Source organism: Bacillus sp. NTK034, from assembly GCF_017303275.1.
Classification (GTDB): domain Bacteria; phylum Bacillota; class Bacilli; order Bacillales; family Cytobacillaceae; genus Cytobacillus.
Map to the genome: position 1 here is coordinate 276323 of NZ_JAFKOJ010000005.1, position 20346 is coordinate 296668.

Here is a 20346-nt window from a genome sequence, read left to right on the forward strand (position 1 = left end):
TTGAATTTTACTTCAGGACTTCCCGGATTGCCTTGGCAACACCGCTGTCTTCATTTGCAGATGTCACAGCATCACATTGTGCTTTTATTATTTCGTCGGCATTGCCCATGGCAACGGATCTTCCTGCGCGTTTGAACATGGACAAATCATTATAATTATCGCCAATTGCCATTGTCTCCAGAAGTGAAATGCCTTTTTCTTTTACAAAAGCTTCAAGGGCAATCCCCTTTTGGGCGTTCACACTTGTCAGCTCCAGGTTCTCATCCCCTGATGAACTTACGGCCATACCTTCAAGCTTAAGCAAGTCTTCTTTGGCGGATACGAGAAAATCCGGTTCGAATGAGAAGGCAAGCAGCTTGTATATTTGGTGCTCGTCACTGTTGAAAAGTTCGTCATAGCTGTTCACTTTTCGCACCAGCCCTTTTGTAAATCTTTCTTCGGCAGCTTTTGTCACTTCATCAATATCTGCTTCAGGATTTCCGCTTAAAAAGATGTCGACAATGATGGAGACGCCGCGGTCTTCATCAATTGTATATGTACCCTGGTTTGTGTATACCTCGAAATAAACGTTGTTCTTCACAAGGATATAGGCCGCTTTTTTCGCCAGGTCCTTGTCGAGCGGGTTGGAGGATACGACTTTTCCATCTGCAGCCCTTACTTCTGCCCCGTTTGCACAAATAATCGGGCAGGAGATGCCGGCTTCATCGAGGACGAAGCTTGCTTCGAAGTAGGAGCGCCCGGTTGCGATGACTACTTCGACTCCTTTTTCCTGTGCTGTTTTAATGGCCTCGATATTATCAGGCGTGATTTTCTGTGTGGCGGTTAAAAGGGTACCGTCCATATCACTGGCAATGCATTTGATCATTATCATTTCACCTTCTGGCTGTAGTATTTTTACTGAAAAACTTATTTGCCATTCTAACATGTTCTTTGGGTTATTTTAAATAATTGCTCTTTCTCCAGGAATCTATCCTAAATATTTACTCCCTTCCCTAATGCTCAATTTGGCAAGTGTGTTTGATTCAATAAACCTTTTAACTGATTCAGGGTTTGTTTTGGAGTATTCCCTGAGCGCCCAGCCGATGGCTTTTTGGATGAAGAATTCTTTGCTGTCATTGTTTTGCATGATGTAGCGGTATAGCAGGTCTTCGTCTGTGCTGGTTTTGTATTTTAGCTGAAAAAGAATGGCTGTCCTGCGGAGCCACATATTTTCGCTGGTTGCCCATCCCTCTATTTTTTCGGGGATGACTTCCGGGTTTTTAGACGCGATGGCACCTACTGCATGGGTGGCCAGCATGTCAACGGTATCCCACCAGGATTTTGTTGTGATCAGCTTTTCGATTAATGCCAGATGGTTTTTGTCCAGTTTCCTGGTGAATTTTCCAATGTAATCGAGGGCGGAAGCCTGGTATTCACGCTCCTCCATGTCCCATAAGGCTTCCACAAATTCCGGATTAAACTCCTTCTTCAGCAGGCCTGTCTTATTGAAGAATTCTTTTAATAGAGTTCTTCTTTCAGGTGCCTTAATTCCCAGAAAGGAAAAGTGGTTTTTCATATAGTTTTGCATGGGGACTGCTTTTTCTGCGTCTTTGTTTTTTTCAAAAAGCTCTCTTAATAATTGGGTATCCATATAAGCACTCCTTTTTACATCAATGCAGGTTTATGTCATCATGTTAAGGGTAAGGTACTGTAGAGATTTGTTGCTTTCTCCGTTTTTGGACAGCTTTCCCTCTTCTATTTAATTCCATTTTATAGAGTTGTGCCTGCATTTTACAAATCCCAATGAATGATTAGACAGAAAAGAAGACCAAAATACAAATGTGATTGACTACTTTAGGGGGGATTTTATTGAATGATAAATCCGGCAGTATTAACAGTGTATTTTGGGTTTCAGCCGTTGTTATAACGCTATTAGTGTTACTGGGAGCCCTGGCTCCAAATTTGTTTGCCAGTGCTGCAACAAAAGCTTTCGATTTTACTACATACGCATTTGGCTGGTTTTACTTAATTTCGGTCTTGTTTTTTGTCTTATTCTGTATCTTTCTGGCTATCAGCAAATATGGCCGCATCAAGCTTGGGCATGATGAAGATAATGCGGATTATCCCTTTTTCACATGGATTGGGATGTTATTTAGCGCAGGCTTTGGAATTGGATTGGTTTTCTGGGGGATTGCCGAGCCAATGAGCCATTATTTCACCCCGCCAAGACAGGGCATGGATCCTTTAACTACAGATGCTGCCCGCGAGGCGATGGGCTACTCCTTTTTCCACTGGGGTGTCAGCCAATGGTCTGTATTTACGATCGTCGGACTGGCAATGGGGTATTTCCAATTTAGAAAGAAAGAAAACGGATTGGTCTCTACGACTTTAACTCCTTTATTCAGCAAGAAAAAGGATCCTGTTCTGCTGAAAAAGATCATTGATATCCTGGCTGTTATTGCAACGGTCATGGGGGTTGCAACCTCGCTTGGACTGGGCATTCTGCAAATTAACGGGGGACTTGACGCTGTATTCGGAATTGAGCAGAGTACTATGACTCAAATTCTGATTATTGCGGTAATGACTTCTTTATTTCTTCTGTCTTCCTCGACAGGACTTGATAAGGGCATCAAATACTTGAGCAACTTAAATCTTGGATTGGCACTTCTCCTTATGATTTTCGTTCTGGTTACCGGCCCAACGGTGTTCATCTTAAATACCTTTACACTCGGAATTGGGGATTATATTTCGAATTTTATTAATTTAAGCCTGCGAATGACCCCCTACAAGGGAGGAACATGGATCCGCGACTGGACCATTTTTTACTGGGCATGGGCCATTGCCTGGTCCCCTTTTGTCGGAGCCTTTATTGCCCGGGTTTCCAGGGGGAGAACAATCCGCGAATTTGTGATAGGCGTCCTGATCGTTCCTCCGCTTATCGCGCTTGTATGGATTGCCGTATTTGGCGGAACAGCACTGCATTTTGATTTATTCAGCGGAACGCAGATTGCTGAAGCCGTTAACAGCGATGTGACTTCTGCTTTATTCCAAACCTATAACCATTTGCCTTTCAGCTTTTTGGTTTCTGTGCTTTCCATTCTGCTGATTCTCACGTTCTTAATTACATCAGCCGATTCAGCAACGTATATTTTGGGTGTTATGACAGCCAATGGCACTTTGACACCGCCGCTTTTCCCGCGAATTGTGTGGGGCATTTTAATGGGAGCCATTGCCGCAGTCCTGCTATTAAGCAGCGGACTCGAAGGCCTGCAGACAGCCTCACTGGTGTCGGCACTTCCGTTCACTATCATTCTGATATTCATGTGCGTATCGCTGCTGAAAATGCTGCGCAAGGAAACGATTCCTGTCAGGCAGAAAAAATAACGGGGCAGACCTCTGTAAAAGGAGGTCTGTTTTTTCACTTATAAGTCCGTATTAGGACCAGGTTCGGATTGTTTTATAAATTATCATTTCACCTTTACCAACTGCCCCACACATTCTTCTCCCTCCTCCATTCTGGAAGTCTCCTGAACATCAAATTGATAATCACGATACACCTTTTGCCAAAAGCGGACGGCAGGCGTGTTTCGTTTTAATTGCTCGATATAGTAGGTACCCTTATAGTCACTAAAAAGCAGTTCGACAGCAGCTTGTCCCACTTTTTTCCCTCTGAACGAGTTGTATAGGAAAAAGTCATTGATGCAGTAATCTGCTTTTTTTAGAAAAGGAGCACGTAAAAGCAGCAGGAATCCTGCCAGTTTGTCATCAGCTTTAATGAGGTATGGTTCAATGCCTTCTTTGTCCCATATTAATGAGAAGGCATCAAATTCGAATGTGCCGTCTTCATTTACTTCCAATGCATCAGTGTATTTTGTTAAATCGTGCAGATAGAATGCATACAGGTTTCTTATGATGTCCTGTTCCCCGCTTGCCGCTTTCACTATTTTAACGTCCATGTCCCCAGTCTCCTTTTCGGAAGTATACTCTCTAAATTTAAAGGGTCAAAGCATTTTAGACAAGATTTATTTCAGAAAAGAAGGAATAAATTGAATTTTACAGAAAATATACTAGGTTCGAGAAATATATTTTTTAGGGGGTTGCATCATGAAAGTACTGGTTTCTTTCTTTAACCGCATTATGCAGCGGTATTTGCCGGATCCATTTTTATTTGTTATTATCCTAACTTTTGCGGTTTTTGGATTAGGCTTGATTTTTACAGATAATGGACCTTATCAGATGGTTCAGCATTGGGGGAATGGGTTTTGGGGCCTCTTGACTTTTTCCATGCAGATGGTGCTGGTTTTAGTCACAGGTCATGTATTGGCCAGCAGCACGATCTTTAAAAGAGGGTTAGGTGCAATGGCATCATTAGCCAAGTCACCCGGCCAGGCCATCCTTATTGTGTCATTCGTCTCAATGATTGCAAGCTTAATTAACTGGGGATTTGGTCTCGTGATCGGCGCCTTATTTGCTAAAGAGCTTGCCAAAAAAGTAAAAAATGTAGATTATCGTCTGTTGATTGCAAGCGCTTACTCAGGCTTCGTTGTCTGGCACGGAGGAATTTCCGGTTCGATTCCATTGACCATTGCTACACCTGGACACTTCTCTGAAGATATGATTGGCGTCATCTCTACTGACCAGACCATTTTTGCCGGCTTCAATATTTTTATTGTCGTCGCACTTTTATTGGTTTTGCCTTTTGTAAACCGCTTTATGATGCCGTCTAAAAAGGAGACCATTGTGGTCGACCCTGCTCTTCTTCAAGAAGACATCCAGGCAGCTTCACTTGAAAAAGGGGCAATGACACCTGCTGAACGCCTGGAAAACAGCCGCATCATCTCATTGCTCGCCGGAATTTTTGGACTTGTATTCTTATTTTATTATTTCGCTTCAAAGGGGTTTAACCTGAACCTTGATATCGTGAATTTCTTATTCCTGTTCCTGGGCATCCTTTTCCATGGAACACCTAAAAGGTTCCTCGAAGCTGTCCTTAATGCAGTGAAAGGGGCCAGCGGAATTATTATTCAGTTTCCGTTTTATGCCGGAATCATGGGCATGATGACTGCCTCAGGGCTGGCAGCGGTTATGTCCGAAGCGTTTGTCAGCATTTCGAATGATTACACATTCCATTTCTTCACGTTCTTAAGCGCGGGGCTTGTGAACTTCTTTGTTCCTTCCGGAGGAGGCCAGTGGGCTGTTCAGGCACCCATTATGCTTGAGGCCGCTCAGTCAATGGGGGCTTCCATCCCTAAGACAGCCATGGCTGTCGCATGGGGCGATGCCTGGACCAACTTAATCCAGCCTTTCTGGGCGCTGCCGGCACTCGCCATTGCAGGCTTAAAGGCAAAAGATATCATGGGATTCTGCGTTCTGACCCTGCTGGTCAGCGGCGTGATTATTTCAATAGGTTTTTTATTATTTTAAAGGTAAAGAGCATGGCATCCGCCATGCTCTTCTATTATGAGATAATGTGTAATTTATGAATTTTGATAGCTGTCTAGCTCTACTGGGAACGCTTCGGCAGCATCATCATCGCACGACTAAAAGCGAGGAGCACCTACCCCCTCGAGGTGTCGGGGGTAGCCAAGGCGCTTCCGCTTTTCTTATGACATTCCGTTATGATGATCATTTTTCATGTTATGCATATAAGACTCAATGTAGGCTCTCTCTGACTCAGATACATGCTTTTCATTTTCCTCAGGGTCAAAATCGTCAATTCCATGCTTTTTATGCCACCAGTCCACAAACATTCCTGCACCCAGCAATACTGCACAAAAGCCCAGCAAATATAGAATCAATTTGATCACCTCTCTACAGTATATAAATTTTTCAGAAAATATTGACATATTAGCCGAGCCTATTTTTGCTAGTGCTGCAACTTACACCTTGACCGTTTCAGGCAGTTCCTGATAGCCCTCCTGATAAATGCGGCTGATGATCGATTCGATTGCAGGCTCTTCCACGGTTAAATCTTTGATATTATGTGTTTCGGTAATTTGGGCAATTATTTCCGATGCTGACACTTCATCCCGGTTAAATCGGATCCAGAAGCGGCTTGCTTCTTCTTTAAACACCTCACCGCCCTTAAGCTGAAGGCTGTGAGATGATTCCTCCAGGTCAACGATAAGTGTCCTCGTTTTGCCAAAACGCTCTTTTACCACTTCGATTTCCCCGTCGTAAACTTTTTGCCCATGGTCAATGAGAATCATCCGCTCACAGAGTTTTTCGATATCCACCATATCATGGGTGGTTAAAATGACGGTGATTTTGCGCTCATTATTAATCTCTTTAATAAAAGTCCTCATCTTCTCCTTGGCGACGACATCCAGGCCAATCGTCGGTTCATCCAGAAATAGGATTGGCGGGTCATGCAGCAGAGATGCGGCAATATCAGCCCTCATCCTTTGCCCAAGCGACAGCTGGCGGACCGGTGTATTCAGGAATTCATCCAGCCCCAATATCTCTGTAAAGGTGTCCATGTTTTCCTTATACCGTTTATCCGAAACCTGATAGATTTCCTTCAGCAGCTCAAACGATTCGATCGTAGGAAGATCCCACCAAAGCTGTGTTCTCTGGCCGAATACCACTCCGATATTCTTGGCATTTTCCTGCCTGTTTTCATAGGGAATGATGCCGTTTACCTTCACACTTCCTGAGCTTGGGACAAGAATGCCCGTCAGCATTTTGATGGTGGTTGATTTTCCGGCGCCATTCGGTCCGATATAGCCCACCATTTCTCCTTCTCCGATCGAAAAGCTGATATCCTTCACTGCTTCCTTCTTAATATGTTCTCTTTTAACCAGGCTCTTCACTGCGCCAAGAAAGCCTGTCTCCCTCTTGGCAATCATAAAGTCCTTCATTAAATTTTCAACCTCTATAATCGGCAATTCCAGCCCTCCTAAACTATGTCATGAACCTGTACTCTTATATCTCTTTAAACCAAGCATCCAAATAGAATAAGCTACGGCAAAAAAGACGATGCCGACAAACGGCGACAAATAACCGATATTCTCCGGGAAAAACGGCGTTTCCTTTTCCAGAAGCACAGCCGCGGGAAAATAGTTCACAAAACCGAATGGAACGACAAAGGCTGTAAACCATTGGACGGCTTTCGGATAAATGACCAAAGGATAATTGGTCAGATTTCGGGCAGGAAACATGGCCACCCAGTAAAATTGCTCCGATTTCGTCGTCCAGAAAGCGAGGGCAGATATCATGACAAGCAGACCGCCCTGGATGAGGATGCCTCCCACCACAGATAACAGCAGAAATAAACTTTTTCCAACTGTCCAATCCAGGTGCAGCTCAAAGCTGACCCAAATAAAAATGCCGATGCTGAAGATGAACTGCCCAAATGAGGCCACGTCAAACTTCATCGCCATGAAATGAAAAAATGGATTGATGGGCCTGACAAGAAAGCGGTCAAATGTGCCGTTTAAAATATAGGTGTCCAACCCCCTGAAATGAAAAAAGAGAATGATGCAGAATCCCCAGGATAAAACAGCAACAGCAAATAGAAACAGCATCTCATAAAAGGTCCATGAGCCCAGTTCCTGAAACTGATATAGCATGATCCACATGGTGACAGCAGTGCCTGTATAAGATGTAATGAGCCCGACAATCCGCATGACAAAGGCAAACCGGTACTGCAACTGAGCCCTCACACCTGCAGAGATGAGCTTGAAGTACAAATCGAAATATTTTAGAACACTCACACTCTATCCCCCCTGCACCACTACTTTTTGGGATGCGCGATTCCAGACAAACCTTAATAGCAGATAACTGGCAGCAGCCCAAAATAATTGGACACCCAGGGATAGCAGGATCTCCTCACCAGAGATTTTGCCAATAAAAATCGCATTTGGTATGTAATAGATTCCCTGGAACGGCAAGTAAAGTGCCATCTTCTCCAGCCAGGCCGGAAAAAACCACAGAGGAATGACTGATCCTGAAAGAAGGGACATGGCAAAGTAAAAGACATCGACAATGCCGCCCGTTTCAACGAGAAAAAAGGAAAGCAGCCCAAAAGACATTTCAATGCAATAGCGAATCAGGAATCCAATTAAAGCTGATACGATGAACAAAGCCCAAGTCTCCCAGGCTGAAGGCAATGTCAAATCCATAAAAAAGAACATGACTGTATATAAAGGGAGCAGTGCTGTCAGTATGTAAAAGGCCACACTTCCAAAGTCGGCAAAAAGATAACGCAGCGGCACATCAAACGGCCTCATTAATTCCAGGGAAATATCTCCTGTCCGGACCTTCTCCTGGATTTCCCACAGCGGGGTGCCCGCCCCATTTACTCCGGATAAAAATTGACTGACGACAATATAAGTCAGCATGGACTCAAAGCTGACGCCGCCAGCTTCTTCCCTCCCGGCATATAAAGCAGTCCAAATCGAGCCCCACATCAGCAGAAAAATAAGATTTGAGCCAAGCCGCGACCATACATCAAACCGATAAACGGCTGATCGAAGAAAGGCCTTCTTTGTGAAGGTCCAATATAACCGAATCCTGAACATCCGCACACCCGCTTTTTAATTATTTTGATTATTTTATATTTTAACATAATATGGGAGCGTAAAAATAAGTTTGTTTTAGAAGTTTAAAAAGAAGGGAAACAGTGGATTTTAAGAGAAAGGGTTGGCTTTTTCAGGGGTTATGAATTAAAATAACATTTGGCTTATAAATATAAGAAAAAGGTGAATATATTGATTGATGCATCCAGAAAGAAGCATTCTTCTTCAGACCTGATAAAATTTCTAATACCGTCTTTAATTGGAATCAGCTTGTTCATGGTTCCGATCAAATATCAAGGAGATATTACAATTCCCATAGCCATTTTTTCAGGCTGGATCCAAAACCTGCTTTCAGACTATCTTCCTGAAATCATGACCTTTATTATTGTCATTACATTATTGGGTACATTGCTTGCAAAATTCGCTAAGCCTGCTTTTATCGAAAAAAGCCCTTTTTTCAAGAACTTATTTGACGTTCCCTATATCTGGGCTGCAGCGAGATTTATAGGCGCTGTTTTTGCTGTTATTACCCTTTTTCAAATCGGTCCTGAACAGATCTGGTCTGAAAACACAGGAGGATTGCTCTTAAATGACCTTCTGCCGATCCTGTTTTCAGTCTTTTTATTTGCCGGGCTGTTCCTGCCTTTGCTATTGAACTTCGGATTGCTCGAATTTTTTGGCGCGCTTTTAACGAAAATCATGCGTCCGGTATTTAAGCTGCCTGGAAGGTCATCAATTGACTGTGTGGCATCCTGGCTAGGCGATGGTACCATTGGTGTTCTTCTGACCAGTAAGCAGTATGAAGAAGGCTATTATACGAAAAGGGAAGCAGCTATTATCGGCACAACCTTTTCTGTAGTATCCATTACTTTCAGTCTTGTGGTAATTTCACAGGTAAACCTTGGCCATATGTTTGTGCCTTTTTATCTGACCATCACAGCAGCGGGCTTCATTTGCGCCATTATCAGCCCTAGAATCTGGCCCCTTTCCAGGAAGCCTGATACGTATTATAACGGCCAGGAGGCAGAACTGAATGAGAGCATCCCTGAAGGACATACTCCAGCAAGCTGGGGACTTAAACAGGCTGTTTCTAAAGCAAGAACAAACCAGAGCTTGAAAGCCTTCTTCCAGGATGGCGCCAAAAACATTCTGGATATGTGGATGGGTGTAGCCCCTATTGTCATGGCTTTGGGAACCTTGGCTCTGATTATCGCGGAGTACACTCCTGTTTTTGCATTTTTAGGAATGCCGTTCATACCTTTGCTTGAATTAATGCAGGTGCCGGAAGCAAAAGCTGCTTCTGAAACACTAGTGGTCGGGTTTGCTGATATGTTCCTGCCTTCTGTAATCGGTGCAGGCATCGAAAGCGAAATGACACGGTTTTTCGTAGCTTCTGTATCCGTTACCCAGCTGATTTATATGTCAGAGGTTGGCGGCCTTTTGCTTGGCTCTAAAATCCCGGTAACATTATGGGATCTGATTATTATCTTTATTCAAAGAACACTTATTACTTTGCCGGTAATTGTGGTGGCTGCGCATATTCTTTTCTAAATGTTTTGCTATCTGGTTCATGCTAAAAGCTGATATGACGGGAAGTGACCGATATATTGAGAAACTGACCGATATGCTTGGGTAGCTGACCGATATTTCAGCATTTTAACCGATAAACTTGCTTTACTGACCGTTATATTAAAATCCTGGCAGATTATCAAGCTGGGGTGGCTGAAGAATTAGTGTAACAAGCGCTGTTTCTTCAGAAAAAGAGGTATCCTCAAGCGGGATACCTCTTTTTATTAGCTCTTTATTTTAAAAACATTGGAAAGAACGAATTCTTCTCAAGTCAGTTCCATAATAGGTCCAGCGCCAGTTTCTCCAGCGCCAGCCAGCCACAGAAGTTCTGCCGACGAAGGTTGGATAGAACCAGAAGCTGTTACCGTTTTGAAGCCATACAAACGTATAGCGGAATAGGCAGCCTCTTATGGCGCCAGGATCAACAGCAAACGTGCTGACCTGCTGCATTTGAGGTGTGAAGCTTGGCGGCGGCCCTGATGGAGGCCCATCCTGCCCCCCTGGGCCTCCTCCACCGCCCGGAGGTCCTGGTGGAGGTCCCGGAGGCCCAAAGCCGCCGCCCCCTCCTGGAGGAGGTCCCGGCGGAAAACCTGGAATATTGAACCCGCCTCCTGATCCTCCGCCTGGAAAACCTGGAATGCTGAACCCGCCTCCCGATCCTCCGCCCGGAAAAATGCGTCCATGTTCATTTTGGTCATACATATATGGATAAAACGGATAGTTTGTATAATCCATTTTTGAAGCTCCTTTCGTTTCCTGATTTAGACTTTCTCTGAAATCAGCAGCAGCTCAGAGCGGACCTTCTCTTTGATCCGGTCAACCACTGTAAAGTCCATGGCGTTGACATAGATTTTTTCCAGCGTGTCCCGCTGGGTTTTTGCCCGTGCCAGATAGGATATGGCTTCGGTCATTTTATTTTTATAACGGGTGCTGATATCCTTTAGCTGTTCAGCGTAAATTTCATCTGTGCCCGAATTAATCGTAATTTCATACATGTCGACGATTTCATCCCCATCACGATTCGGAAAATACTCATGCGGGGCCGTGCTGTCGAATATAGCGAGGCCCAGCTCACGTACAATGATCATATCCAGGCTGTGCGGATCAAACCCGCAATGATAGATTTCAATATCAAATCCGCGGTTTTCAGCTTCGACTGCCAGCTTTTTCAGCATGGTTGACTTGCCGGAACCCGGACGCCCTTTTATGAAGTACCTTTTGGGAATATCCTCCGTAAGATTCGGCACAAAATCCACCGCTCCGATTGGAGTGGCTGCCCCTAAATAACGATGTTTTACAGTTGGTGTCTTATTTAATTTCATCTTTCCATAGAAGGTGGAGATCAGCTTCTTGGTCAATTCATCCGCCTTCTGGAAATTCATATTTTCTATATAGATTTTTTCCCATTCATCATGGATTCTCAGTGCTTCGGCAAACGTGTCATAGGCCGCTGCAAAGGAATTGCTGATCTGACCAGTCAGTACAGTGATTTCTTCTTTACTCGCAGCCAGAGCCCTTGAGTCCCAGGCTTCTCCGAGATTGATATATTCTTCGACCGCGCCGGGTGCTTTTGGTTCTATCACGTGCGGTGCTGTTCCATCGACAATGCCTGCTTTCAAAGAAGGAATGATCAAACCATCGATTGATTGACTGTCAGAGGAACAATAAATGTATTCAAGGTCATAGCCCTTTTCGAACAGTTCCGCTCCGATTGCTTTCATCAGGGATGATTTGCCTGTTCCAGGGCCGCCTTTTAAAATGAATAAGCGATCAAGCCCCTGCAGGTTCGATTCGAATAAATTGTGAAATCCCCGGGCTGTATTCCCCCCGGCGAAGTATTTTAATATTTTCCCAGCCACTATTTACACTTCCTTTCGAAATGCATTTTCACCTTACAATATGCAAAGGGAGCAGGATGGGTGAAAGCCTATTTAGAAAAGCGGAAGCGCCTTAACCACCCCCGACAAGCCTTTTTAGGAGGATTGGCTTGTGCTTGTCGGGGGCAGGCTGCTTGCGCTAGACAATTATCGACGTTCAAAATTTTATACTTTTTTCGTAAAAAAGAGTGCTGAATCATGGTGATTCAGCACTCTTCACTTTCATTATTTTATTAAATCCGCAAGATTAGCTCCGATTGCTTTCTGTAAATCTTCCGCTTTGAGCTCCATCTGCATGCCGATTTTGCCTCCGCTGACAATGATCAGATCAAGCTCCGCTGCCTTTACATCGATGAAAGAGGGATACTGCTTTTTCATTCCAACCGGGGAGCAGCCGCCGCGGATGTAGCCGGTCAGCTTTTGGATATCTTTGACCGGAATCATTTCGACTTTCTTTTCGCCGGATGCTTTAGCGGCCTTTTTCAAGTCCAGCTCGTCCTCCACGGGAATGATGAACACGTAGATCTGCTTGCTGTGGCCTTGAGCAACTAAGGTTTTATAGACAGATTCAGGATCTTTGCCAATCTTCGATGCCACCGAAACCCCATCGATTTTCCCGTCCTGATTGTCGTATGTAATCAGTCCATACTCCACTTTCTGAGCATCCAGCATACGCATTGCATTTGTTTTACCCTTTGCCATTGCCTGCGCCTCCATTGGTTATTTTTCTCATTTTAGCATTTTGGGATGATTTCAAAAAGGATCAGACTTATTAAAAAAGCAGGATCCCTAAAAGGAATCCTGCGAACAAAGCTTATTTCAATCGATAAACACGGGCTTCATAAGGCTTAAGCGTAAATGAATCCATATCTTCATGCGTTTCAACCGGGTAGTTATTCAATAAAAGCTGATTATTAGAAAGCTTAAATTCAGCTTCAAAGGATGCTTCCTCTGTTGAAAGATTTGTAATGACGACTACCTTGTCATCATCTGATGTACGTGTATAGGCATAGATTTGCTTATCTTCTTCAAGAAGCAGATCGTATTGGCCATAGGTGAAGACTTCATTATCTTTTTTCAATCGAATCATTTTTTTATAGAACGAAAGGATGGATTCCTGGTCCTGCGACTGGACTTCCACATTGATTTCCTTATAGTTCGGATTGACCTTCATCCATGGCTGGCCTGTTGTGAATCCTGCGTTGTCCCTGGAAGACCACTGCATAGGCGTACGGCTGTTATCGCGGGAAGAGGCCCAGATAATATCCATGATTTCCTGATGGGACATGCCTTCCTCTTTTTTAAGGCGATAAAGGTTTTTCACGGCTACGTCATCATAATCTTCAATGGATGGGAATTGGACATTGGTCATGCCGATTTCCTGTCCCTGATAAATGAATGGCGTTCCCTGCATCAGGAAGTACATGGCACCCATGGATGTTGCGCTCTGGTGCCAGTATTCCTCATCATTTCCCCATGTTGAAACAACTCGAGGCTTGTCATGGTTTTCAATAAATAGGGCGTTCCATCCATCAGATTCCAGGCCTTTCTGCCAGCGGGTAAGAACTTTTTTCAGCTCGACAATATCAACCTCCGGATTGGTTTCCGCATCCCAAAGGCCAAGGTGTTCAAATTGAAAAATCATATCCATTTTACCCTGTTCTTCACCAACCCAAAGATCAGCTTCATCCACGGTAACTCCGTTTGCTTCCCCCACTGTCATTACATCATAGTTCGCATATGTGCGGTCTTTAAATTCCTTTAAGAATGCGTGAATGCCTTCCTGGTTCATATGCATATCGAAGGAAGAAACATACTTTTGCTTCTTCGGATTCGGCATATCAGGCAGGCCGGCTCGCTTTTTGATATGGCTGATGGCATCAATCCGGAAACCGTCGATTCCCTTATCCAGCCACCAGTTCACCGTATCATATAAAGCCTCACGGACTTCTTTGTTCTCCCAGTTTAAATCAGGCTGCCTGGTTGAAAAAACATGCAGGAAATACTGTTCCGTCTTCTCATCATATTCCCATGCTGACCCGCCGAAAATGCTTTCCCAATTATTCGGTTCCTTGCCATTCTTTCCGTCTCTCCAAATATACCAGTCCCTCTTCGGGTTCTCCTTGGATGAACGGGATTCGATAAACCATTGATGTTCGTCACTTGTATGGTTCAAGACAAGATCAAGAATCAGCTTCATATCTCGCTTATGAACTTCATCCATCAGCTGGCTGAAATCCTCCATCGATCCGAAATCCTCCATGATATCCTGATAATCTGAAATATCGTAGCCATTATCATCATTAGGGGATTTGTACATTGGGCAAATCCAGATGACATCGATCCCTAATCCTTTAATATAATCTAGCCGCTGAATGATTCCCTGAAGATCGCCAATTCCATCTCCGTTTGTGTCCTGGAAACTGCGGGGATAAATTTGATAGCCTACTGCTTCTTTCCACCAAACCTTCTTCATGTTAACACCCTCAATTTTATATAAATTTCTTTTCTATTATCGCGGTTGGTGCGCAAACGTTTGCATTAAGAGCCATAAAAAAAGCTGCCTGCTTTTAAGCATTTGCATACTACTACAGTAAGTGTAACGCTTACAATTGGATTTTTCAATACCCTTTTTCAGGACAAATAAGAAAAGCGGAAGCGCCTTGCCCACCCCCAACACCTCGAGGGGCAGGCGCTCCTCCTAAAAGCTTTTGACGAGCCATGATGATGCTGTCGAAGCGTTCCTTATGGAGCTAGACAATTATCAAGATTCCAGAATATAAAATCTGGAAAAATTTAAAAGCCGCAGAATTTGGACTGCGGCTTTCTTATATATGTCAGGCTGGCTCCACTTGAAGCTGCTCCCGATATGGTTTTAACGAATGATAGATGATTTTCTGCATGAAGGCTTTATCCATATCCGGCAGCAGTTTTTCAGCAAATGCCCATGCATTCTCCTCAATTTTCAATGCTGTAAGGAAGTGCTCCTGCTCTGTTATGCAGGAATCAAGATGATTGGCCAATTCCTCCAGCTCTGCATCTTCTGCATGGCCAAGCTCATGAGCAAACACAACAGTGAAATAGTCCAAGAAACGATCAGCAGAAGAAAACAGCTGATGACATTGGTTCTTAATCTCTTCCATATATAGGGTTACGGTATGTGTTCCCATGCTGTATTTTCCGCCAGCTATACGATTTCCCGGAAAATGACTCTCTAATTTAATCTCTGCCAGACTCCCCGATCTCTCCAGTAACTCCCGAACGACTTGATCCAAGCTTTCTTTCTTCAATGCATACACCTTTCTCTATTTAATAGCTTATAGGCTATTATATGAGAAAAGTGTACAGAAATAAACCAATATATACCCTTTAAATTCTATGTTCAAACCACAATTGGTTAATTTTTGTTCTGAAGCAGCGATTTATGGATCCAAATAGCAGCCTGAGAACCCTCCCCCATTGCGATCGTTACTTGTTCCGAATGGGCAGCCACATCTCCGGCTGCCCAAACATTTTTGATGCTTGTCATTTTTGAGCGGGGATCTGTCAGGATATGCTTATTTTCAAGGCGCTCCGCACCAAGCTGTTTCGCCAGATCAGATTTTACTTCGTTTCCTCCAAAAGCGATAAATCCTCTGTCACCTGTAATTTCTTCACCATTTTCAAGCTGTACACCATTGAATTTTTCGTCGTCTGCGAGTACCTTACTTATAGATTCTTCAAGGTATTCAATATTCTTTTTTTTCATTTTCTCCAGTAATTTCTGATCTGCCGGCTTTTTCTCATGATTGATAAAAACTAGATCATTTGTCCAATAAGACAATGTTAATGCCATATTAGCTCCTGCATTCCCAGAGCCAAGCACAATGGTGCGTTTATCCTTTACCTCATATCCGTCGCAGTCAGGACAGACATAGACAGAAATGCCGAGACAGGGCATTAATTCGGGAAAGGGCGGCATCCTGTCCATAATACCCGTTGCAAGTAAAATCCGTTTACCCTTATATTTATTGCCCTTTTGGGATGAAACCTCAAATCCTCTATCAGTCTTTTCTGCCTGCTCCACTTTTTCATTAACAAACTCCACTCCAAGGCGTTCCGCGTGCTTTTTCCCAATCTCCCGGAGTTCCGGGCCGCTCACACCATCCGGATAGCCTAAGATATTATGATAGCTTTTGCATATCGTGGAACGCCCATCATTGGAATCAAGCACCAGAACCTTATGTTTATATCTGCCCAGCTGAATGGCAGCCTGGAGTCCAGCAATACCCCCTCCAACAATCAGGCAATCATAATTCAATTGAAATTCCTCCTTTTCGTTTCAATATAGGCTATACGTGTAAATTACCCAGAAATTCGGCTTCCAAATACACTACTTTAATAAAATGGTCTGCTTCGTTACTGGGAAGAGGGGCTGCTGTTTGAGGTGCGGGAACTTGGTTTGTTGGTAAATCCGGGGTTTGCAGCTGCTTTTTTTGCGTTTTGGCGGAGAAGTGGTATCTATTCGGGCTTTTGATGCAGCTTATTTTTGGTTTTATATAATAAGTGGTTTCTATCCGGAACTTTGACGCTGCTCCTTTCTAGTTTTATCGAATAAGCGGTATCTAAAACAGACTTTAATACAGTTTCTTCCAAAAACCAATTTCTTCCAAAATACAAAAAAGGAGAGTCTCATCACTGAAACTCTCCTCAAACTCATTTATTCATATGTGCAAGAAAGCCGCCAAGAAGAGTATCCAGGTCCTCTTCGCTTTCCTCTTCAGTTTCTTCTTGCTGTTCCTGTTTAGCTTTGTCCCAATCAAAGTCAAGCAGATCATCTTCTATATCCAAATCTGCCTCCGCCATTCCATCTTCCTCTAAAGCTGCAGCTGCCGAATCATACTGATTCACAGCCGGTCTCGACTCCTCCTGCAGATATAGAGCTTCATCTATATCAGAAGAGCGGCTGTTCAAGGACGCCAGCAGGGATGTTGCCCGCACCGGGTCCGTAATCAGCTGATAAATGATGCTGCCAAGCAAGGCTTCTGAGTGCTCATGCTTTAGCCAGTCGCGTTGAACCTTACTTAACCCCTTAGGAAGGGGAATGGTGATGGTTTCCCGGTCTTTTGATTGTGAACTGCTGACTCCCTGCATCACAAACTCGGCCATTTTGCTCGAAAAATTCCGCTTTTCGGTTTCCTTGAGCTTTTGCAGATGCTTCAGAATATGATCAGGTGTGTCAGATGGTACCCGAAAGGATATAGATTGTCCTCTCTTAATTTCAGAAGAGGAAGCTTTACTCATGAAAAATCACCCTAGTTGGCTTTTACAGGTTTCTTATCCTGGTCTGCCTTATCTTTATTCGTTCTTCTTGAAAAATCTGAGATCAGCTTGTAATAAGCATTTGCCATCATCCAGATGCTTTCTTTTTCATCCTCGAAGAAGTCAATGTTATAACCATCCAGATTGTTATTTAATGTTTTCAGATAATCTTTTAGAACAATTGAGCCGCCGCCGACGAAATAGCAGATTTCCGTCTGGGAGTTTTTCTGCCAAACATTGCGGAGCAGGCGATACTGCTTCTTCGCCAGGTCAAGCAGGATACGGTCTGTAATATCATGTACACTTGTACGGCTTCCTTTAACCATAATATGATTGCGGTCATTTTTCTTCGTGATGATTTCCACGACATCTGTGCGGCTGTCTAGCTCAACGCCATGCTTCGAACGAATCTCTTCACGGATGGATTCAAGCGCTTCAGACACGCCAAGGTTGAATCCCTGCGCTTTATCATCATCTACATTGCGGTTTTTAATGACAGCAATATCCGTTGATAATCCGCCGATATCCTGGATTAAAATACGCTTATCAATTAAATCCTTATTAATGATGTTTAAGTTGTTATCCATTACAAGGTTGATGTAAGCAGCAAATCCTTCAGGATAAACCTTGATTTCTTCAAACTTGATATTTACTTTTTGCCCCTGGTATTTCGGTGTTACAAGGAACTCAACCTGATGGACAGAGCCCAGCAGCTTGGAACGGTAGCCCGCATCCTTGCCTTCCTTTACTTCACGAAGCGGAAGTCCTGTGCCAAGTGTGTAGTTTGCATCGATCACATTACCGGACTTTTTAAAGCCAGTGGAACCGCCGTTCTGTACAGCATCCAGTGCCAAAGCAGTGAAAAGCATAACTAATGTCTGATCTTCTTCGGATTTGCTGCTGCCCGGATCCAATTCAGTAGCGTTGTCGCTTTTTGTTGCCAGGTGTCCCACACGGTAAATCGTATTGTTTTCCTTCAAAGCAGGGGAGTGAACTCTAATATGTATGCCTTCAAGCGGATTTTTGCTGTCAAGTTCTTCAATTCCGATAACCGGACGGTCCTCAACATCTCTCGCAATAACATTCGGTATGTTTAATTCTGAATCCAGTTTCCCAAAGATTGCTTTAATAGAATCGTTACCTACGTCAACTGCTGCAATTCTTGAATTCGTCAAATCATTCAATCCTTTCATTCTCCATAATATAGAGCTGTTATTTTAAGAGTAATTCAGATTGAGAGATTAATCAATGAGAGGAAATAAAAAGTAATCAAAGCGTAAAGACGTAAACAAAATGTAAACTTGTACCTCCATTGTATACACTTTCCGTATACTTGTAAACAATATTGCACACATCCTTATACACCAACACGTACACATATTTGTATACTTGTTTACATTTTTGAATACAAACGTAAACAAAATTGCATACTTGTATTCAATTTTGTTTACAAGCAAATTCATTTGGTGTTTTTCATGAAATTTGATAGTTTAAAAGAGGCAATAATATCCCTCTTGCCTCCAGAAAAAATATTTAAACTAATTGATATTAAAAAATTTAGAAAATATATTAAATTTGTCTACTTTCGAGAAAAAAGTTCCTTTAAAATAAAGGTATAACAATAGGCAAAGGAGTACAGAAAGATGCAAAGCTCCAGAATATTTATGGTTACGCTTTTTAGTGTTTCACTTTTCATCGCTGTTATCTCGGACGGAATCATCGTCGAGAGCTCTGCATATATAAAAGCCCTGGTCATATACCTGCTGTTTTCCTGCTTGTATCACCATTTGCGGATTATCAGCAGAAACGGAAATACCTCGATTGATTATGGGATTAATTACAGCCTCTCCATTGGGCTTTTTACAGGGCCATTAGGTTTATTTATATTTGAAGCCATCTATCGATTTTGCGTTTATTTTTATAAAAAACACACAAAAACAGACGATCCGGATGAATTTTTCCATACATTTTATAACATTGGCTCCTTTGTGATGAGCAACTCTATCGCATTCTATTTATTCAATCGGCTATATCCCCTCTTTCAGGATGCGGCATTCGGTTTTTGGATAGTCATGCTGCTGCTGATTACCGTAACATCCATGCTTTCAGACATTTTCCTGATTACCGTGTTTAAATTGACAGGTGACATTAAAACGAAGCAGGAAGCGATTGAATTTATCAAAACCAGAAGTGTACTGGATATGGGGAAGATTGCCTTTACTAATGGTCTTTTGCTGTTATTCTTGAATGAGGGAAAATGGGAAATGCTCATAAGTCTGTTTATACTTAATTATCTTGTAAGCCGCTCCTTCCTGTCGAAATCGCAGATGCTGCAGAATAAAATCGAACGCGATAAATTTGAGCAGATGGCCTATACGGACTTTCTTACTGGAGTTTTTAACCGTGCTTATATGGATAAAAAAATGACAGAACTCAATCAATCGGGGGAATACATCGGGATTGTAGTGGCAGATATCGACAAATTCAAAAGGATTAATGACAGCTATAACCACGCTGTGGGCGATCAGGCAATCAGGCATTTTGCCGACTCATTGAAGAGCTATCTCTCCAAAGATGATTACTTGTTCAGAAGCGGCGGAGAGGAATTTACCATAATTATGAGATTCAGGTCATATGAAGAATGCTTGAATTTAGCCCAGAACATACGCAATGGCATTGAAAACAGCACGTTTCATACAGACTTTAAAGAGCAGTCCATTTCTCTTTCCTACACGGCATCCTTTGGACTTTTTTACTATAAAGTGAACGAGATGCTTTCTATTGAAAAAGCTTATGTATACGCAGACCAGCTCCTTCTGCAGTCCAAGGACATGGGAAAAAACAGGCTATCCTGCCGGGAAGAGCCAATCCATCAGCATACCCCTAAAGAAGCAGTACTTACAAACGCATAGGTATATTTGCAGCAGCCGCGGGTTTGAGCGGCTTTTTTTTATGGGAATAATACCTTTGCTTTTCGAATAAGTTTTAATACTGTTATTATTCTGAAAAAATATTCTTTTATTTAATTCTCAGAAAAAATCAATTTATTCTGCCTGAAAAGTCAATAATAACCATCGTTACATAAAATTTTTTTTGACAAT

General features: G+C 42.9%; 19 protein-coding genes. 4 read left to right on the plus strand and 15 right to left on the minus strand.

Annotated features, from left to right (window positions below):
• Positions 1-7: 7 nt before the first annotated feature.
• Positions 8-865: an HAD family hydrolase gene (locus JI665_RS16335; protein ID WP_206840880.1), complete on the minus strand. Its 858-nt coding sequence runs from the start codon at positions 863-865 to the stop codon at positions 8-10.
• Positions 866-967: 102 nt separating this feature from the next.
• Entirely contained in the window at positions 968-1630 is a 663-nt protein-coding gene (locus JI665_RS16340) for a DNA alkylation repair protein (protein ID WP_206840881.1), read from the minus strand.
• Positions 1631-1848: 218 nt separating this feature from the next.
• Here JI665_RS16340 and JI665_RS16345 point away from each other — a divergent pair, with 218 nt between their 5' ends.
• Positions 1849-3363, plus strand: coding sequence for a BCCT family transporter (locus tag JI665_RS16345; RefSeq protein WP_206840883.1), 1515 nt, complete (start codon positions 1849-1851; stop codon positions 3361-3363).
• An 83-nt stretch (positions 3364-3446) separates the two neighbouring features.
• Here JI665_RS16345 and JI665_RS16350 read toward each other — a convergent pair whose 3' ends face one another.
• Positions 3447-3935: a GNAT family N-acetyltransferase gene (locus JI665_RS16350; RefSeq protein WP_206840884.1), complete on the minus strand. Its 489-nt coding sequence runs from the start codon at positions 3933-3935 to the stop codon at positions 3447-3449.
• A gap of 148 nt (positions 3936-4083) precedes the next feature.
• On the opposite strand from JI665_RS16350, the gene JI665_RS16355 reads away from it, so the two are divergent.
• Positions 4084-5403 carry a short-chain fatty acid transporter gene (locus tag JI665_RS16355; protein WP_206840887.1) on the plus strand — a complete coding sequence of 440 codons (1320 nt, stop codon included), beginning with the start codon at positions 4084-4086 and terminating at the stop codon, positions 5401-5403.
• A gap of 179 nt (positions 5404-5582) precedes the next feature.
• Here the strand turns inward: JI665_RS16355 and JI665_RS16360 are convergent, their stop codons facing one another.
• The 4 genes from JI665_RS16360 to JI665_RS16375 form a co-directional block, all read right to left on the minus strand.
• On the minus strand, positions 5583-5777 hold the full coding sequence (locus JI665_RS16360; protein WP_019380547.1) for a hypothetical protein: 195 nt from the start codon (positions 5775-5777) through the stop codon (positions 5583-5585).
• A gap of 81 nt (positions 5778-5858) precedes the next feature.
• Positions 5859-6866, minus strand: coding sequence for an ABC transporter ATP-binding protein (locus JI665_RS16365; protein ID WP_206840888.1), 1008 nt, complete (start codon positions 6864-6866; stop codon positions 5859-5861).
• A 21-nt stretch (positions 6867-6887) separates the two neighbouring features.
• Complete coding sequence (locus JI665_RS16370) at positions 6888-7694, minus strand: ABC transporter permease (protein ID WP_206840891.1); 807 nt, start codon at positions 7692-7694, stop codon at positions 6888-6890.
• A 3-nt stretch (positions 7695-7697) separates the two neighbouring features.
• On the minus strand, positions 7698-8501 hold the full coding sequence (locus JI665_RS16375) for an ABC transporter permease (protein ID WP_206840893.1): 804 nt from the start codon (positions 8499-8501) through the stop codon (positions 7698-7700).
• A gap of 273 nt (positions 8502-8774) precedes the next feature.
• Between JI665_RS16375 and JI665_RS16380 the strand changes: the two genes are divergently transcribed.
• The gene (locus JI665_RS16380) at positions 8775-10049 is read left to right on the plus strand and encodes a YjiH family protein (RefSeq protein ID WP_244671235.1); all 1275 of its coding nucleotides are present in this window, start codon (positions 8775-8777) and stop codon (positions 10047-10049) included.
• Between the two features lie 255 nt (positions 10050-10304).
• Here the strand turns inward: JI665_RS16380 and JI665_RS16385 are convergent, their stop codons facing one another.
• From JI665_RS16385 to JI665_RS16420, 8 genes are all read right to left on the minus strand, one after another.
• Entirely contained in the window at positions 10305-10802 is a 498-nt protein-coding gene (locus JI665_RS16385; protein WP_206840897.1) for a hypothetical protein, read from the minus strand.
• Positions 10803-10828: 26 nt separating this feature from the next.
• Positions 10829-11926 carry a PRK06851 family protein gene (locus tag JI665_RS16390; RefSeq protein WP_206840899.1) on the minus strand — a complete coding sequence of 366 codons (1098 nt, stop codon included), beginning with the start codon at positions 11924-11926 and terminating at the stop codon, positions 10829-10831.
• Between the two features lie 243 nt (positions 11927-12169).
• On the minus strand, positions 12170-12646 hold the full coding sequence (ybaK, locus tag JI665_RS16395) for a Cys-tRNA(Pro) deacylase (RefSeq protein WP_206840901.1): 477 nt from the start codon (positions 12644-12646) through the stop codon (positions 12170-12172).
• Between the two features lie 112 nt (positions 12647-12758).
• Entirely contained in the window at positions 12759-14420 is a 1662-nt protein-coding gene (locus tag JI665_RS16400; protein ID WP_206840902.1) for a glycoside hydrolase family 13 protein, read from the minus strand.
• 361 nt (positions 14421-14781) lie between these two features.
• Positions 14782-15243 carry a hypothetical protein gene (locus JI665_RS16405; RefSeq protein ID WP_312886222.1) on the minus strand — a complete coding sequence of 154 codons (462 nt, stop codon included), beginning with the start codon at positions 15241-15243 and terminating at the stop codon, positions 14782-14784.
• Between the two features lie 98 nt (positions 15244-15341).
• Positions 15342-16244 (minus strand): NAD(P)/FAD-dependent oxidoreductase, encoded by a 903-nt coding sequence (locus JI665_RS16410; RefSeq protein ID WP_206840906.1) that lies wholly within the window; start codon positions 16242-16244, stop codon positions 15342-15344.
• Between the two features lie 395 nt (positions 16245-16639).
• Positions 16640-17227: a hypothetical protein gene (locus JI665_RS16415; RefSeq protein WP_206840908.1), complete on the minus strand. Its 588-nt coding sequence runs from the start codon at positions 17225-17227 to the stop codon at positions 16640-16642.
• An 11-nt stretch (positions 17228-17238) separates the two neighbouring features.
• Complete coding sequence (locus JI665_RS16420) at positions 17239-18420, minus strand: ParM/StbA family protein (RefSeq protein ID WP_152539667.1); 1182 nt, start codon at positions 18418-18420, stop codon at positions 17239-17241.
• A 468-nt stretch (positions 18421-18888) separates the two neighbouring features.
• Between JI665_RS16420 and JI665_RS16425 the strand changes: the two genes are divergently transcribed.
• Positions 18889-20157: a GGDEF domain-containing protein gene (locus tag JI665_RS16425; protein WP_206840910.1), complete on the plus strand. Its 1269-nt coding sequence runs from the start codon at positions 18889-18891 to the stop codon at positions 20155-20157.
• Positions 20158-20346: the final 189 nt, after the last annotated feature.